At 71.5% G+C, this 15,454-nt stretch carries 11 protein-coding genes and 1 pseudogene; 2 read left to right on the forward strand and 10 right to left on the reverse strand.

Translation table 11 applies throughout. The features are described from left to right. Positions 1-25: 25 nt before the first annotated feature. From ACWDEN_RS40355 to ACWDEN_RS40365, 3 genes and pseudogenes are all read right to left on the reverse strand, one after another. Positions 26-523 carry a MaoC family dehydratase gene (locus ACWDEN_RS40355; protein WP_351605274.1) on the reverse strand — a complete coding sequence of 166 codons (498 nt, stop codon included), beginning with the start codon at positions 521-523 and terminating at the stop codon, positions 26-28. A gap of 17 nt (positions 524-540) precedes the next feature. After that, entirely contained in the window at positions 541-1,509 is a 969-nt protein-coding gene (locus ACWDEN_RS40360) for a hypothetical protein (RefSeq protein ID WP_351605277.1), read from the reverse strand. A gap of 59 nt (positions 1,510-1,568) precedes the next feature. Then, positions 1,569-2,687 (reverse strand): annotated as a pseudogene (locus ACWDEN_RS40365) (FAD-binding oxidoreductase); the annotation flags it as partial. 211 nt (positions 2,688-2,898) lie between these two features. On the opposite strand from ACWDEN_RS40365, the gene ACWDEN_RS40370 reads away from it, so the two are divergent. Continuing rightward, positions 2,899-3,777 (forward strand): alpha/beta fold hydrolase, encoded by an 879-nt coding sequence (locus ACWDEN_RS40370; protein ID WP_351605280.1) that lies wholly within the window; start codon positions 2,899-2,901, stop codon positions 3,775-3,777. Positions 3,778-3,786: 9 nt separating this feature from the next. On the opposite strand, the gene ACWDEN_RS40375 is transcribed toward ACWDEN_RS40370, so the two are convergent. The 7 genes from ACWDEN_RS40375 to ACWDEN_RS40405 form a co-directional block, all read right to left on the reverse strand. Further along, positions 3,787-4,017, reverse strand: coding sequence for a hypothetical protein (locus tag ACWDEN_RS40375; RefSeq protein WP_351605283.1), 231 nt, complete (start codon positions 4,015-4,017; stop codon positions 3,787-3,789). A gap of 23 nt (positions 4,018-4,040) precedes the next feature. Next, a complete protein-coding gene (locus tag ACWDEN_RS40380) occupies positions 4,041-4,490 on the reverse strand; it encodes a DUF5709 domain-containing protein (protein WP_351605417.1) in 450 nt (149 codons plus the stop codon). Positions 4,491-4,501: 11 nt separating this feature from the next. Next, a complete protein-coding gene (locus ACWDEN_RS40385; protein ID WP_351605286.1) occupies positions 4,502-5,428 on the reverse strand; it encodes a glyoxalase in 927 nt (308 codons plus the stop codon). 114 nt (positions 5,429-5,542) lie between these two features. Further along, positions 5,543-6,514: a helix-turn-helix domain-containing protein gene (locus ACWDEN_RS40390; RefSeq protein WP_351605288.1), complete on the reverse strand. Its 972-nt coding sequence runs from the start codon at positions 6,512-6,514 to the stop codon at positions 5,543-5,545. Next, positions 6,508-7,548, reverse strand: coding sequence for a helix-turn-helix domain-containing protein (locus ACWDEN_RS40395; protein WP_351605291.1), 1,041 nt, complete (start codon positions 7,546-7,548; stop codon positions 6,508-6,510). Before ACWDEN_RS40395 ends, ACWDEN_RS40390 begins: the two co-directional genes overlap by 7 nt. Positions 7,549-7,622: 74 nt before the next feature. Next, the gene (locus tag ACWDEN_RS40400; protein ID WP_351605293.1) at positions 7,623-8,609 is read right to left on the reverse strand and encodes an alpha/beta hydrolase; all 987 of its coding nucleotides are present in this window, start codon (positions 8,607-8,609) and stop codon (positions 7,623-7,625) included. A gap of 69 nt (positions 8,610-8,678) precedes the next feature. Further along, positions 8,679-11,612: a helix-turn-helix transcriptional regulator gene (locus tag ACWDEN_RS40405; protein ID WP_351605295.1), complete on the reverse strand. Its 2,934-nt coding sequence runs from the start codon at positions 11,610-11,612 to the stop codon at positions 8,679-8,681. Between the two features lie 270 nt (positions 11,613-11,882). Between ACWDEN_RS40405 and ACWDEN_RS40410 the strand changes: the two genes are divergently transcribed. After that, complete coding sequence (locus ACWDEN_RS40410) at positions 11,883-14,657, forward strand: ATP-binding protein (RefSeq protein ID WP_351605298.1); 2,775 nt, start codon at positions 11,883-11,885, stop codon at positions 14,655-14,657. Positions 14,658-15,454 lie beyond the last annotated feature (797 nt).

Raw genomic sequence — 15,454 nt, forward strand, 5'->3', positions numbered from 1 at the left:
TCCGGAGGGTGCGGGTACGGGGTGGTCATGCCGTGCGGCGGAGCAGGTACTTGTGCTGTCCCGACAGCACGAGTTCGCCGCGCTGGTTGTGGATGGTGGCGGCCGTGAAGACGACGCCGGTGTCGCCCCGGGGCTCCAGCGCGGTGACGGTGAGGGCGGGGTACAGGGTGTCCCCGGAGTGCACCTCCGCCAGGAAGGTGCAGGACAGCTCGAGGAAGCTGATGAACACCTCGCCGATGAAGTGCGGGAACAAGGTGGCGCCGGGCGCGGTGAAGGCCAGCACCTGAAGACCGTGCACCACGGGCGCGGGGTGGCCGCGGTGGCGGGCCCACTCGGCGTCGTAGTGCACCGGGTGGTTGTCCGCGGAGACCGTCTGGAACGCCGCGGCATGGGCGTCGGTCAGAGTCCGGCTGGGCGCCCGGAAGACCTCGCCGACGCGCAGGTCCTCGAAGGTCCGGGCCGGTACGACGAGGAAGTCGTCGGGGTCGAAATCGGTGGAATTGGCAGATGTCTGATCAGTCATCGGTCAGCTCTCTTCCGCTACTTGCCGTGCTCGACGTGGACCGCGAGGACGTTGGGGTCGCTGTTCGTGAAATAGGCACCGCTGGCGATGTACGCCGTCCGGCCCCGTACGGCGAGCGAGGTCGGGTTCTCCAGGCCGTCGGCGGCGGTCAGCACGATGCTGTGGCTGCCGTCGGGCCTGACCAGGGCGACCACGTTGTCCTTGTTGATCGCCGCGAGCAGGGTGTCGCCGACGCCGGTGAAGTCGAAGTCGTCGATGTCGACCAGTGTGGTGGCCCGGGTCTCGACGGGCCCGGCGCCGCCGTGGCAGGTGAGCGGGATGCGCAGCACGGTGCCCTTGTCCAGGTTGGACACCCAGACCGCCCCGTTGTGGATCTTGATGCCGTTGGCTCCCAGGAATCCGGCGGGCCGCAGCTCGGGGGCGGCGGCCCACCGGGTGGGCGTGCCACCGGCGACCGGCACCCGCCAGACGGTGCCGAGGACCGAGTCGGCGACGTACAGCAGGCCGCTGTGCCGGTCGAGGGCCAGGCCGTTGGGCAGGCTGTCGGACGGAAGTGCGGCGATGTGCTGCGGGGTGCCTCCGGGGCGCAGGCGCCACACACCGGTCAGGTCGGTGCCCGTGGCGTACAGGAAGTACAGCGTCCCGTCGTGGGTGCGGACGATGCCGCCGAGGAACGGTGAGGTCAGAGCGGGGGTGACGGACCCGGCCGGGGGTGCCGGCAGGGTCGCCAGGATGTGCGCCCGGCCGTCGGGGGTGATGCGGGCGATCTGGCGGGAGTAGGCGAAGGTGACGTCCGCGGCGCCGCCGGGCTCCAGGGCTATGTTCTCCGGCCGCTGCCCGTCGGTGATGTTCAGATGCGCGACGAAGCGTACGACCGACGGCGGGCCGGAGGCGGCGCCCGCAGTGCCGGTGAGGGTGACGGTGAGGGCCGCCGCCACGGCCGTGGTCAGCAGGACTGTCCGCGCCCCTTGTCTGGTTCCGGGCATGGTGAAGTTCCTTTCCGATGCGAGGACTCGATGTGTGTGCTCAGCCGGTGAATCGCTGGCGCAGTTCGCCGATGCCCTCGATCGTCCGGAGCGCGGAACTCCACCAGCAGAGCAGCGGTCTCCGGGGGAATCCCGGCCCAGTCGGCGGGAACGCCGTCGACGCTCGCGCAGGCCCGCAGGGTGTTTCCGTCCATCAGCTCGACCGCCCGGGCCCCGGCGTCGTTGAACAGCGGTACCGCCGCGGCGGCGTCGGTGAGCCGAGGGAAGAACAGCAGCGCGGTGTGGGTGAGCCGGTCCAGGGAGACCGTCCGGAACACCATCTCGGCGATGAACCCGAGGGTGCCCTGGGAGCCCACCACCAGTCCGCGCAGGACCTCCGCCGGGCCGGCTCCATCCAGGAAGGCGTCGAGGCGGTAGCCGTTGGTGTTCTTCAGCTCGTACTTCGCGCGGATCCGGGCGGTGAGTTCACGGTCGTCCTCGATCTCCGCCTTCAGCGCCAGCAAACCCTCGCACAGCTCGGGCTCGGCCGTGCGCAGTGCCGCGTCGGCGTCCGGGGTCGCGGTGTCCACCACCGTGCCCGACGGCAGGACGACGGTGAGGGAGGACAGCAGACAATAGGAGTTGCGGGTGACGCCGGCGGTCATGCCGGAGGCGTTGTTGGCGACGACCCCGCCGACGGTGCACGCGCTGGAACTCACCGGGTCGGGGCCCATCAGACGGCCGTGGCGAGCCAGCGTCACATTGACGCGTCCCACGGTCGTGCCGGGGCCGATCCGCACCTCGGTGCCGTCGCCGAGCACGTCGACGCCGGTCCAGTGGCGGCGCACGTCGACCAGGATGTCCTTGCCCTGGGCCTGCCCGTTCAAGGAGGTTCCGGCCGCCCGAAAGACGACCTCCCGCCGGTTGTCGCGGGCATAGCGCAGCACCGCGGCCACGTCCTCGATGCTCTCGGCGATCACCACCACCATGGGCACGAAGCGGTAAGGGCTGGCGTCCGAGGCGTACTTCACGAGGTCGGACACCGAGTGCAGCACCTTGCGCTCCCCCAGCAGTCGGACGAGATCCTTCTGCAGGGCATCGGGTGTTCCGGACGCCCGGTCGTCCATGACCCGGTCGTCGGCCGGGCCACCGGTGGCGTGCGGTCGCAGCTTTCCCGGTTCCGGATCGAGCAGTGCCATAGAAATCTCCGTCATGATTCAGGAATGACACCGGCCCACGGCAGCGGCTGGTTGCCATCGGAGTTTATGCAGACGAGAAGTGTCCGGCGCGGACCAGTGCACTACGGGAACACATCCGGTGCATTCCGAGAAAAGCGGCACCAGCGGGGGTCGACAGGTTTTCCGCGAATCAATGAACGGCAGGAGAATCCGACCTCCCGAGTGAGAAATCATGACAGCAGAAGTCGCCGGCATCACCCACCACACCGCCGAACTCAACGGCATCAGGCAGCACTGGGTGAGCGCCGGGCAGGGACCGCCGGTCTACCTGTTGCACGGCTTCCCCGAGACCTGGTACGGGTGGCGCAAGCAGATACCGGTGCTCGCCGAGCGGTTCACCGTGATCGCGCCGGGTCTGCGCGGCTACGGCGACACGGACAAACCCGCCTGCGGATACGACAAGCGGACCATGGCCCAGGACGTCGTCGCGTTGATGGACCACCTCGGCCATCGGCGTATCGCGCTGATCGGCCACGACCGCGGCGCACGCGTGGGCACCCGGTTCGCCAAGGACCACCCCGACCGGATCGACCGGTTCGCGGCCCTGGACAACATCCCCACCCGGATCATCGCCGAGACCTACGACGTGCGGCTCGCCCGGCAGGGGTACTGGTTCTTCATCTTCCTCGGCGTCCCCGACCTTCCCGAGGCGCTGATCGCCGGCCGTGAGGAGGTCTGGTTCACCCACTTCTACCGGAGCTGGTCGTACGACCCCGGCATGCTGACGCCCGAGGAGATCGCGGTCTATGTGCGCGCCTATCAGCAGCCGTGGGCGATACGCGGTTCCTGCATGGACTACCGGGCGGCGTCCCAGGATGTCGCGCAGGACACCGAGGACGCCGACCGGCTCATCGACCGCCCAATTCTGACCATGTGGGGCGAGGAGTTCAGCGCCGTCGGGCAGTCCTACGACGTCCTGGAGGTCTGGAAGGGGCTGGCGCGGAACGTGCGGGGCGTGCCCATCCCCCGGTGCGGGCACCTGTGCCAGGAGGAACGCCCCGACGTCGTGAACGCGGAACTGCTGGAATTTCTCGCCGACTGGAACAGCTGAGCCGGTAGGTCAGCGCGGCTCCACGCCGAGATCCGTATCGACCTCATAACCGAATTCGGCCTGGCCGGCCGTGGGATGCGCTATATCGGTCGCCAGGTCGAAGGCCGCCCCGTCGATCGCGTTCTCGAACGCGGACTCCTCGTGTTCTTCCTGAACGCGACGATGATGCTCGGTCACCTTTTCCACGATGTTCCGGATATGCGGGTGACGGTCGGCTGGATTCGACTCTTCGGCGTTCATACTACGCTCCTCCTTTTGAGGCATCAGTAGGTCTCGGAATCGGGAATCACATGCATCGCAGCCTCCTCCGCCGACGCGCCGGCGCCGTCCGGGCCGATGTCGGATGCGAACAGGTCGGACTCGGTGTTCTCGTGGCTGCCCTCGTCCGGCGCGACCAGGCGTCCGGCGCGCTCGTCGCCGACCTCCAGGTCGACGGGCTCACCGGCCATCCCCCAGGTGTCGCCGATACCGTCGCCCTCGGGGACACCGATGTCGGGAACCTCCTCGGCGAGGCGCTCCTCCAGGCTCTCTCCACGCCACCGCTCGGACGCCGTGACTCCCGTGTGCTCCACGGCCCAGGGCCGTTCCGGGGGCGAGTAGCCCTCGTCCAGGGGCTCGACACCAGCCCGGTGGTCGAGGGTGTCCGAGGCGTCCAGCAAGCCGGCGTCGTCCTGCACCTCGGACCCGTCCGGCTGGTAGACGTCGTCCCCCATCGCCTCGTCGGTCACCTGTGATCACTGTCCTGGTGCAGTTCGGCCACATACCCGCCGGGGAACCGCACCATGGCGTCGGAGCGGCCCCGGGCGGTGTACGGACCCCACAGCACCCGCGCGCCCGCCGCCTCGGCCTTGCGCAACGTCACGGCGAGATCCCGCACCGCGTAGCCCGTGGTCTCCCGCCCGAACGGGTAGGGAAGATGGCCGTCGGTGACGCTCACGACGGTGTTGCCGAACCCGGAGCGGATGACGATACGGCGATATGTCTCCTGGGGCAGACCGATGTCGCCGCCGTCCGCCGCCCGGCGGTCCGAGACGACGCGGCCCCCGGTGAACCGCAGGTAGGAGCCGAGGAACCCGTCCACCGAGTCGGGCGTCAGGTAGACGCGGTTGTCCGGCACGGATTGAAGGGGCTTGTACGACGGCGCCGTGGTGTGCCAGTACAGCTGGGCGTTGACGCCGCCCGGGAACTGGACGATCGCGTCCCGCCCGATCGGGTCGTCGAAGGGCGCCACGACCAGCTGTGCGCCGCTCTGCCGGGCCTGTCGGACACCCTTGTCGAAGTCGCTCATGAGCCAGCCCGTCCGCTCGGCTCCGAACGGGTACGGAGCGGGCGTCCGGAAGTCGAAGACGGACAGGGTGCCGACGGGCGACATCACCAGTTCCGACTCGGTCCTGCTGGGCGTCGGCGTGACGGTCGTGAGGACCTTGGCCGTGTGGGTCCCGCCGAAGGTCGTGCCCCAGCTGGCGACGAACGCGTCCACCTTGCCGGGGGTGACATAGACGTGCGTGGTGTCGTACTGGGGGCCCACCGCCGTGGTCGAGGCCGGCACGGCGGCCGCCCCGTCCCGAGCCGAGGACGGCGCCCCGGATCCCAGCACGCTCAGTGCCACCATGACAGCAGGCACCACCCATGCCATCGCTCTGCGCTTCATTCCCGTTCCTTTCCGCCGGAGCCGTACACATCGAAAGCTAGGCACCGAGCGCGGGAGCGATCATGCAGACAGCGCCCCGGCTCTTGCCCTTCCGGGAACAGTGCCGACCGGACGTCAGGTCCCCAGGTGCACACCGCGCCACTGCACCGGCGACATCCCGTACGTCTCGCGGAACGTCCGGCTGAAGTGGGAGGGGTTGGTGAAACCCCAGCGGGCGGCCACCGCCGCGATCGAACGGTGGGCCGCGCCGGCGTGGGCCAGCTCCTCACGCGCCGCCTCGAGCCGTCGGGTGCGCACCCAGGCGTTGACCGTGGTGCCCTGGAGCTGGAAGATCCGGTGCAGATAGCGCAGGGAGATGCTGTGCTGATCGGCGATGGCCTGGGGGGTGAGTCCGGGATCCTGCAGCCGGACCTGGACGGATGCGGTGATCCTCTCCCACAGCGCCGGCGCGGACCGACTGCTGACCTGCTCCAGGGCCAGGGTGGCCAGGATCTCCGCCGCGATGCGGGCGAGGTCGTCGCGTCGGGTCGAGTCCGCCCGGATGACCTCGTCGACGAGCCCGCGCAGCAGCGGCATCAGCAGCGCCGCCGCCCCGTCCCCGGTGTCGTCCACCACGGTCGCCGTCAGCGCGGACAGCTGCCCTTCCTCCAACCGGAGCAGGGCGCGGGGCAGCATGAGGACCCGGGCCCGCTGCCACTGGGGCAGCACGATCCGGTACGGGCGCCGGGCGTCATGGAACGCCAGCCGGCCGGGCCGGAGTTCGGCGGTGCGGCCGTCCTGAAGGAGCAGTGCGGTGCCGTCCAGTTGCAGACGCACCAGGATGTGGGTGCTGGGGGCCTCGGCCACCGTGCGGGCGCTGCGTAGGATCGTTCCCGGCCCGAACTCCTCGGTGGCGACCTGGAGTGCGCCCAGACGCTCTGCGGTCAGCTCTCCCGCCCACGGGCGGCCGCCCTCAACGGCGACCTCCAGACCCACGAAGACCTGCGACAGCACGCGTCCCCAGGCGGCGACACGGTCCCTGGGGGCAAGTCCCCGGGTGGAGAAGGAAATCCCCTGGCCGGGGGTGGTCAGCGATGCGGTCAGCACAGTACTTCTCCCATCACGCGATTCGCACGCTGCCGGTCGAGCCAGTCGGTGGGAGACAGGCCGAACGAACTGCGGAAGGCCCTGCTGAACCGGGCGGGACTGCTGAAACCCCAGCGTCGCGCGACCTGTCCCAGGCTGACGGATCCCGGTGCCTGTACGGCGAGGTCCCTGCGGCACTCGTGCAGGCGCAGTTCCCGGATCCACTGGCACACGGTGGTGTCCTCGGCCTCGAACAAGCGATGCAGATAGCGGACGGAGATGCCGTGGGCGTCGGCGACGGCCCGGGGGGTCAGACCGGAATCCGCCAGGTGCCAGCGGATGAAGGCCTTGATCCGCAGCAGCAGGACCCGGTCGGCACCGGGCAGTACGGCGAGATCCTCGCCCAGTTGATCCACGGCCGTGGCCGCCATGAGGCCGATGACGCCCTCGGCCAGCCGCTCCGCCACCGGTGTCGCGTACGCCTCGGAGGTGTCCGCCAGCCGCTCCAGCAGCGGGGCGAGCAGGGCGGTCAGACCACCGCTCGGACGCACGGCCTGCGCGGTGAGTCGACTCAGATCTGCCTCCGACGGCCCGAGCAGGTCCCGCGGGACCGCGAAGATCTTCAACCGGAAGCGCTCGGGGAAGGTGGTGCGGAAGGGCCGGACGGTCTCGAAGAACCCGATGTCACCGGCCCGCAGCTCGGTGGTGCGGCCGTCCTGTTCGACCTGGGCCCGGCCGGTGCTCTGGAGCGCCACGAAGATGTCCCGCCCGTCGCCGCGGGCGATGAAGCGCGGTGAGCGGTGGACCCGGCCCGGATCGCATTCCACCGTGATGATCCGCAGGTCGCCGAGGTGATCGGTGCGCATGGCCGCGTCATAGGTACGGCCGTCGGTGGCGATCTCCATCCCGACCAGGGTCGCGAGCACGGCGTCGTGCCAGAAGTCCAGGCTCTCGCGCGCCGGAACCGAACGGGTGCTCAGCACCTGGGCTCGCGGACTCGTGCAGGAAGCCGTCCACCAGCTTCTCTCCCCGTGGGGGTCGATCACGGTTGGCATGTGGTGAGCATGCGGTCGAGGCACGAAGCCACGCATCGGTCGGTCGACTGGTCACCGGCCCGTTCCGCACGCCCTCAGTGCAATCGGGCACCCAGAAAGGCGCAACCGGTCACGAGAGCTGCCCGAGTGGGCGGGCTGTCGTGCAGGGCATGCAGGGCCACGAAGTCGTGGACCGTGCCGAGGAACCGTACGGCGGACGCCTCGACCCCGGCTTCGCACAGATTCCGCGCGTACTGCTCGCCCTCGTCCCGGGCCACGTCGGCCTCCGCGGTGACGATCAGCGTCGGCGGCAGCCCCACCAGGTCCTCAGTGCGTGCCCGCAGCGGGGACGCGGTGGGCTCGTCGTGCAGGGCCGCGTCCGTTACGTAGCGCGCCCAGTACGTGCGCAGGGCACGGCGGGTGAGCAGGTATCCGGTGGCGAACTGCCGTTGCGAGGGGCTGTCGCAGCGGGAGTCGGTGAGCGGGTAGTAGAGCAGCTGTGCGCTGAGCCGCGGCCCGCCCCGGGACTTCGCCAGCATGGTCACGGCGGCGGCCAGCGTGGCACCGGCACAGTCGCCCGCCACGGCCACCCGGCGTGCGTCCAGGCCGAGTTCGTCGGCTCGGGAGACCGCCCGGACGAGCAGCTCGTAACACTCCTCCAGCGCCACGGGGTAGCGGACCTCCGGGGTGCGGCTGTACTCGGGGACGACGGCGCACACCTGCGCGCCCCTGACGACTTCGCTGATGAGGCGGGCATGGGTCTGCGCATCGCCCAGTGTCCACCGGCCGCCGTGCACGTACAGGAGGGTCGGCAGCGGGCCGGTCGCGCCGGCCGGGCGGACGGTCCAGAATCCGAGCAGCCCGGACGGGCCGACCGATGCCACGCGGTAGACCGCGTCCACGTCGAAGTCCCCGAACCGGTCGACCTGGGCCTCCCGGAGCGCCTGCCGCGCCGTGTCGGGGCCGAGGTCGTCGAGGGACGGGGGCGCGGCGGACGCGGTGACGAGCCGCCGCACCACGGGGTCGAGGACGACGGCCGCGCGGGAGTCACCGCCCGACCGGCCCCCGGGGGTTCTCCCCATCACGCACTCTCCTCTGGCTGGGCGGCGCCCCTCGTCGGCGGGTTCGTACGGAACCGGCCGGTCCCCGCCTCACCTGTCCTGGAGGAGGTCACGCAGTTGCTGGCGGCGGCTGATGCCGAGCTTCGGGTAGACGTTGTACAGGTGGGAGCCCACGGTACGCGGCGAGAGGAAGAGCTGTTCACCGATCTCACGATTCGAAAGGCCGCTCGCGGCCATCAGGACGATCTGCCGTTGCTGTGCCGTCAATTGCTCCAGCAGGCCGGAGGTGTCGGGGGTGGGTGCCGCTCCGCTGGCGCGCAGTTCGCGGGCGGCGGCCGTGGCGAGGGCGCCCGCGCCGAGGCGTTCGGCGGTTTCCCGCGCGGTGGTCAGCTGCTGACGCGCCTCGCGTGTCCGGCGGCCGCGCCGCAGCCAGATGCCGTAGTTGAGGCGGACGTGGGCGCGTTCCCACGGCCACCGGTCCGCCTCGTGGTTGACCAGGGCGAGGTGGAAGTGCTGCTCGGCGTCCTCGTCCGGGTCGATCAGGGCGGTGGCATGGTGCAGGAGCAGCGTCATCCTGGTGCTCGGGCGGTCCCCCTGCTCCGCCCGGGCCCTCGCGAGGATCGGCACGACGTCGGCCGTGCGGCCGGTGCGTTGGGCCGCGACCGCGAGTTCGGCGATGCTCCGGGGCGACAGGACGGGGTGCAACGGTGAACCGTCGACGGTGAACAGCTCACGCAGCTGCCGCCAGGCGCCGTCCCAGTCCCCGAGCGCGATGCAGGCGAGTCCTTGAGCGCGCAGCAGGCGTGCGTGGGTGGCCCGGTTCTCGTCCAGGCAGACGACGCGCCAGATCGGCGGGGTGAGCCAGGGCTCCGGCGGGACGGTTCCGCGCAGCGCCTGCAGGGCCAGGGCCTGTGCCTGAAGATCCGCCTGGAGGCGTGGCAGGCGCAGCACCGCGGCCTCGGCCGTGGCCTCCCGGACCAGGTCCTCGGCCTCGGTGAACCACCCGATGCTCACGAGGGTGTCGACAAGGGCGAGGACGGTCCAGCCGCGGATGCCGAAGGCACGGGCGGTCCGGAGCTGGGCGTCGCTCTCGCGGAACTGTCCCAGACACACGTCCGCCTCGTCCGCGAGGTAGGCCGCCGAGAGCGCTGCCATGCGGCAGGCCGGCGTCTCCAGGCCGTCCAGCGGTACACCGTACGCACGAACGAGGCTCTTCGGCGAGCCTGTCGCGGACTGCGGCCGGACCACCGCGCTGACCAGCGCGTCCAGTGCCTGCTGCGTTTCCGGCCGGTCCAGGTGGCTCTGCGGCTCGGTCACGAGAGGACGGGGCCGGCCGGTTTCGGCCTCCCGGACCGGGTCGGCTCCCCGGCCGCGGCCGGCCTCCCGGGCACCCCTGGCCTCCCGGGCGCCCCTGGCCTCCTGGGCACCGTCGGCCTCCCGGGCACGGTCGAGCAGTGTGGACAGGCCGGCCCGGTGTTCCGGCAGACCGGACTGGACGGCAATGCCCGCCGCCACCGCCGTCAGCGCGAGCGCGACGGACGGGCCCACCACCGGAAACTGCTCCGAGGCGTCGACCAGGAGATCGAAGGCCTCCCGCTGGGCGGACTCCAGAGACAGCGTCGAGGCCAGGGCGCCGGCCGCCGCGCAGGCGAGTTCCGGATCCCCCGGGTCCTGGACGAACCGGCCGTACAGGTCCCTGACCCAGCCGGGATCCCCCACCGCATGCGCCGCCACCACTGCTTCGGCCAGCCGGCGTGCGCGTGCCCGCGGCCGTGGGCTGAGCCGGGCCGCCTGCTCCAGGGCCCGCGCGGTGCCCACGACGTCCCCGTGCCGCCACGCGGAGTCCTCGAGCGCGGCGGCCACGGACTCGCTGGTTCGCACGGTGGCATTGGCCAAGTGGCGTGCTCTGTTCTCCGGCTGCGTGACGGCCTCGGCGAGGTCCACGTGGGCTTGCTGCCGCTCGCCCGCCGGATGCCGCGAGAACACGGCCGACCGCGCCAGCGGATGTCGGAAGACGAGGCGGTCCTCGATGAGCGAGACCAGACCGGCCGCCTCCGCCGGGGCCCACACCGCGAGATCGTCGGTGTCCAGGGCCGCCATGAGGGTGGCGACGCTCTCCCCAGGCACGGCCGCCGCGGCGTACAGCAGGGCCCGTCCTGTCTCGGGAGGCAGCGCGTCGAATCGTGCCGCGAAGGCGTGAGCCGTCAGGGGAGGACGCGCCGGCACGCCGTCGCCGCCCCCCGCTCGGGAGTCCATGGGCACACGGCGGCTCAGTTCGACCAGGGCCGAGGGGTTTCCTTCGGCTTCCTCCAGGATCTCCAGCCTGCACCGGGCGGTGGGCGCCGTCGGCTGCCGGTCCAGCAGCGCCGCGGCCGAGAGCACGCTCAGCGGGCCCAGGTGCAGCGTCTCCATACCGGGGGGCAGGCCGGGCGGGGGCGCGTCGCCGCGCACGGTGAGCAGCAGCCTGACCGGGCGACCGGCCAGGAGCCGGATCCCCGCGCAGAGCGCGTCGACGAAGGCGCGGTCGCAGGCGTGGATGTCGTCCACGCACACCAGTACCGGCCGGAATGTGGCGAGCCGGTCCAGCAACGCCAGCAATGCGGCCTGCACCTGTCCGTCGTCCGGCCCTTCGTCCGGCCCGCCGTCGTGGGAGGCGGGGTTCATGACGGCGCCCAACACCTGTCCGTGCACGGCGGGCAGGCCGGGCAACTCGTCCAGGACCGGCGCCAGCAGTTGCTGCAGGCAGGCGCGGGCGCGGCAACGGTCCTCGGCCCAGCCCTGCGCCGACAGGACGAGCATGCCGTCGCCGATGGCCCGTTCCCGGGCATGGTGGAGCAAGGTCGTACGACCGATCCCCTCCTCCCCGAGGAGCAGCAGCGCCTGGGGGCTGCCGGGCTGTCGCGTCACACACCGCAGGATCCGCTCGATCTCGCTGTCACGACCCAGGGGACGCGATGCCGCCGTACGGCAGGACCGGCGGTCGGCTTCCTCGCCGGTCGCCGGTCGGGATGGGTGGACCGTCATACACGTACTCCGGACCTGCTCGGCTGCCCACGGCTGCGGGCATGTTCCCTGGCCGAGTTCATAATCGGGGAAACGAGGCCGCGATGCTTCTGTCACATGACCGGTCGTCCGCCGTTTCCGGCCTGACCGGCGTCAGGACCGCGGGCGGCGGCCCCGCCGCGGCTTGCGTGCGGGCAGCGGCCCGTGCGCGTGCGACGGTATGTGCGCGTGCGGCTGGCCGTGACTGACAGGATGACCGGGGTCATGATCACCGGCTGGAGGAGTACGACCATGGTGCACGTGGGTCCCGACTACCCCGCCGAGCCGGGCATCCTCGGCAGGACCGCCGAGCTGTCCCGCATCGAGGGACTGCTCGGGGCGGTCGACGGCACCGGCCCGCAGGTACTCGTGCTGACCGGGGAGCCGGGAGCGGGCAAGAGCACCCTCGTCGACTGGACTGCCGGGCAGGGCCGAGCACGCGGGCTGTGGATCCTGCGCGTGCGCGGCAGCGAGGGCGAGGCCGGACTAGGGCTCTCGGGTGTCCATCAGCTCCTGCACCCGCTGCTTCCCGGCGACGCACTGCCTGCCCAGCAGCGGGAGGCCCTCGACCGCGCCTTCGGGCTGACGGCGGCGCCGGACGACGCGGCTCTCGACCAGCTGTCGCTGTGCGTCGGCGTACTCGCCCTCATCGGCGACGCCGCCGCGCGCCGGCCGCTGCTCCTGCTCGTGGACGACGTCCAGTGGCTGGACCTCGGCTCGGTGGACGTGCTGGGCTTCCTCGCCCGGCGCCTGGAGGGCAAACCGGTGGTGATGCTGCTCGCGGCCCGCGAGGACTCCGTGCCGGCCCGCTTCGACCGGGACTTCCCGCAGGTGTCCGTGGGCCCGCTGAACAGGGCGGCGGCGGGTCTGCTGCTGGATGCGCAGCCGAACCCGCCTCGCGGCCGGGCCCGCGCCCAGATCCTCCAGCAGGCCGCCGGCAACCCGCTGGCCCTGATCGAGCTGCCCAGAGCTCTTGCCCGGGGCCGGACCGGCACGGGTCAGGACGGCGGCGCCGCCCTGCCACTGACCGCACGCCTGGAGAACCTGTTCGCCGCCGACCTGCCCGGGCTGCCCGAGGCCACGCGCGAGGCACTTCTCCTGGTCGCCGCAGCGGGCACCGGACACCTGTCCGACCTCCTGCGCGCCGCTCCGTCGTCGGACGTCGTGCAGGCGCTGGACCCGGCGGAGCGCGTCGGACTGGTGCGGATCGAGAACGGCCAGGTCCTGCTCCGCCACCCGCTGGTGCGCTCGGCCATCTATCACTCGGCCTCCTTCGCCGAGCGTCGCCGAGCCCATCTCGCCCTGGCCTCCGCTCTCACCGGGGAAGCGGACCGCCGCGCCTGGCATCTGGCCGCGGCGGCGACGGGTCAGGACTCGGAGGTCGCCGACGCGTTGGCGGAGAGTGCCGAGCGGGCGCGTGCCCGGGGCGGGTACGCGGCGGCCGCGTCGGCACTGGAACGCGCCGCTCAGCTGACCCCGGCACCGGAGATGGGTGCCCGGCGCCTGCTCATGGCCGCGCAGGCCGCCATGTTCGCCGGCCATCCGCAATGGGTCGACGAGCTCAGCGGCCGGGTCGGCGGCCTGACCGAGAACCCGCGGCTGCGGGCGGAGGCCTCCCTGCTGGGCGGGTGGGCCCTGGGCGTGACACTCCGTCACGATGACGCGCTGACCCTGCTGTTCGGTGTCGCCGAAGCCACCGCCACCTCGGCACCGGACCTGGCGCTGGGTGCCCTGCACACCGCCGCGACGTCCGTCTACAACTCCGGTACGGCCTTCCACCGGGCCGAACTGCGCCGGATCGGCGCCCTGATCGGTGAAACCGGCGACCCCGCCGCCCTCGCCTGGACCCAGTCGGCCATCGATCCGCACCGCCAACGGGCCCGGCTCATGGGGCTGTTGAAGGACGCGCTGGCCGCCATGTCGCCGGAGTCCTTGGGGGATCTGACGGCGCTCGGCGGCGCGACCTGGATCCTGGACGAGACCGAGCAGGCCGTCCGCCTCCTCGGGCAGACCATGGACGTCATACGCCGCGCCGGCAGCGCGGGCACGAACGCGACCGTCACCCAGGCGCTCGCCCTCGCCCTGTTCGAGAGCGGTTCGTGGACGGCGTCCCAGGACGCGGCGGACGAGGCGTTCTGGATGGCGACCGAGGCGGGAGCCGACAACGTGACCCTGGGCTCCTGCATCCTCCAGGCCACCCTGCGCGCGCTGCGAGGGGACCATGCGACCGCGCGAGCGCAGGCCATGGAAGCCGTACGGGGCGTGGACCTGCGCAGGTCCCTGAGCCTCCAGGTCAGGCACCGGCACGCCCTGGGCATGGCCGCGTTCGTCGCCGGGGACCACGCCGACGCCTACGAGCAGCTGCGCGCCACCTTCACCCGCGACTTCCGCCCCGCTCCCGTCCACTACCACGCCTCCGTCTACTACCTGGGCGACCTGGCCGCCGCGGCGGTCCGCGCCGGCCGGACGGACGACGCGCGCACAGTGGTCGACGCCGTCGAGCACAGCCTGGAACCCGACAGGTCCCCCCGGCTGGCCGCCGTCCTCCACCGGGCCACCGCCCTGCTGAGCGACACCGAGGACGCCGAGGACCACTTCCGTGCCGCCCTCGCCGACTCCGCCACAGACTGCTGGCCCTTCGAGAGGGCGCTCACCCGACTCGACTTCGGCGAGTGGCTGCGCAGGCGCCGCCGCAGCACCGAGGCACGCCCGCACCTCAACGCGGCGCTGGAGTGCTTCCAGCGGCTCGACGCCCGGCCCTGGACCGATCGCACCGCCGCGGAACTGCGGGCAGCAGGAGCCCCGATGACGGCGGCGACGGCCGCGAGTGCGGCGGACGCACTCACCGCGCAGGAACGGCAGATCGCGGAACTGGCTGCCCAGGGCCTGACCAACCGCGACATCGCGGCCCGCCTGTACCTCTCACCCCGCACCGTCGGCTATCACCTGCACAAGATCTTTCCCAAGCTGGGTGTCCGCGCCAGGGCCCAACTCCGCGACGCCCTTTCGCCGGATCCGCCGCAGTGATCGGCTGCGACCTCGCTCGCGCCGCTTTCCACGACGCCAGTGACGATGACCCACCGCACGCATATGGACGCCGACGGCTCCGGCAACGGCGCGCTCCTGCAGATATGGGACTGCTACGACGGCGGTACCCCGGCTCCTTGGCCACCGTGTACCGGCCAATCCGCTCGGGCATCCCCGCCATCTACCGCTCCGAACTCCTCAACCATCCCCGCACGCCCACCAGCCAGGACACGGGGGCGCCGATCAAGCCTAGTCGTTCCCGGTCCGGGGTTGAGAAGGTTCTGCTGATCGAACGGGGAGTACCGGCCAATCGAATACCGCCGCGGAGGGCAGAGACGCACTCCGCATCGTGGGGCGCTGCAAAGCAGGCAGCTGGACCGCTCGTGGAGCTGGTGGCTCGCGATCAGGCGGATGCGGTGAAGCTGAGAAGGATGGGGAACCTGCCGCGAATGTCGGACGAGTCGGCTGTCGCCGGAATCAGTCCGAGCCGGGACAGACCAACGGATTAAGCGGCCAGCCGCCTTGCCCCAAACAGTGATCAATCGGCGCAAGGCGGCAAAACCGACGTGCACCATTTCTATACGGGATGTGTCAGCACCCACGAGTCACCCGGCCCGGCGCCCGGCAGCGCATGCCTCAGCCCCCAGCCGAGCCGTACTCAAGTACGGCCACCCCTCAGAAGATCCACGTAACCCTCCCCGACAAGCCACCCAGCGTGACGGAGTCCGTCGCAGCCGCCCTCCTGGAGCTCCTTCGCGCCGTGATCGCCGATCCGGGGCGGCAGCGTGCGCGCGGTC

The sequence above is a fragment of the Streptomyces sp. NPDC001153 genome (assembly GCF_053598315.1).

Bases quoted from the DNA above. Each gene is read 5' to 3' on its own strand.
- ACWDEN_RS40360 (WP_351605277.1), bottom strand. From the start codon at position 1,509: ATGCCCGGAACCAGACAAGGGGCGCGGACAGTCCTGCTGACCACGGCC.
- ACWDEN_RS40380 (WP_351605417.1), bottom strand. From the start codon at position 4,490: ATGGGGGACGACGTCTACCAGCCGGACGGGTCCGAGGTGCAGGACGAC.
- ACWDEN_RS40405 (WP_351605295.1), bottom strand. From the start codon at position 11,612: ATGACGGTCCACCCATCCCGACCGGCGACCGGCGAGGAAGCCGACCGC.
- ACWDEN_RS40385 (WP_351605286.1), bottom strand. From the start codon at position 5,428: ATGAAGCGCAGAGCGATGGCATGGGTGGTGCCTGCTGTCATGGTGGCA.
- ACWDEN_RS40375 (WP_351605283.1), bottom strand. From the start codon at position 4,017: ATGAACGCCGAAGAGTCGAATCCAGCCGACCGTCACCCGCATATCCGG.
- ACWDEN_RS40370 (WP_351605280.1), top strand. From the start codon at position 2,899: ATGACAGCAGAAGTCGCCGGCATCACCCACCACACCGCCGAACTCAAC.
- ACWDEN_RS40395 (WP_351605291.1), bottom strand. From the start codon at position 7,548: ATGCCAACCGTGATCGACCCCCACGGGGAGAGAAGCTGGTGGACGGCT.
- ACWDEN_RS40355 (WP_351605274.1), bottom strand. From the start codon at position 523: ATGACTGATCAGACATCTGCCAATTCCACCGATTTCGACCCCGACGAC.
- ACWDEN_RS40410 (WP_351605298.1), top strand. From the start codon at position 11,883: ATGGTGCACGTGGGTCCCGACTACCCCGCCGAGCCGGGCATCCTCGGC.
- ACWDEN_RS40400 (WP_351605293.1), bottom strand. From the start codon at position 8,609: ATGGGGAGAACCCCCGGGGGCCGGTCGGGCGGTGACTCCCGCGCGGCC.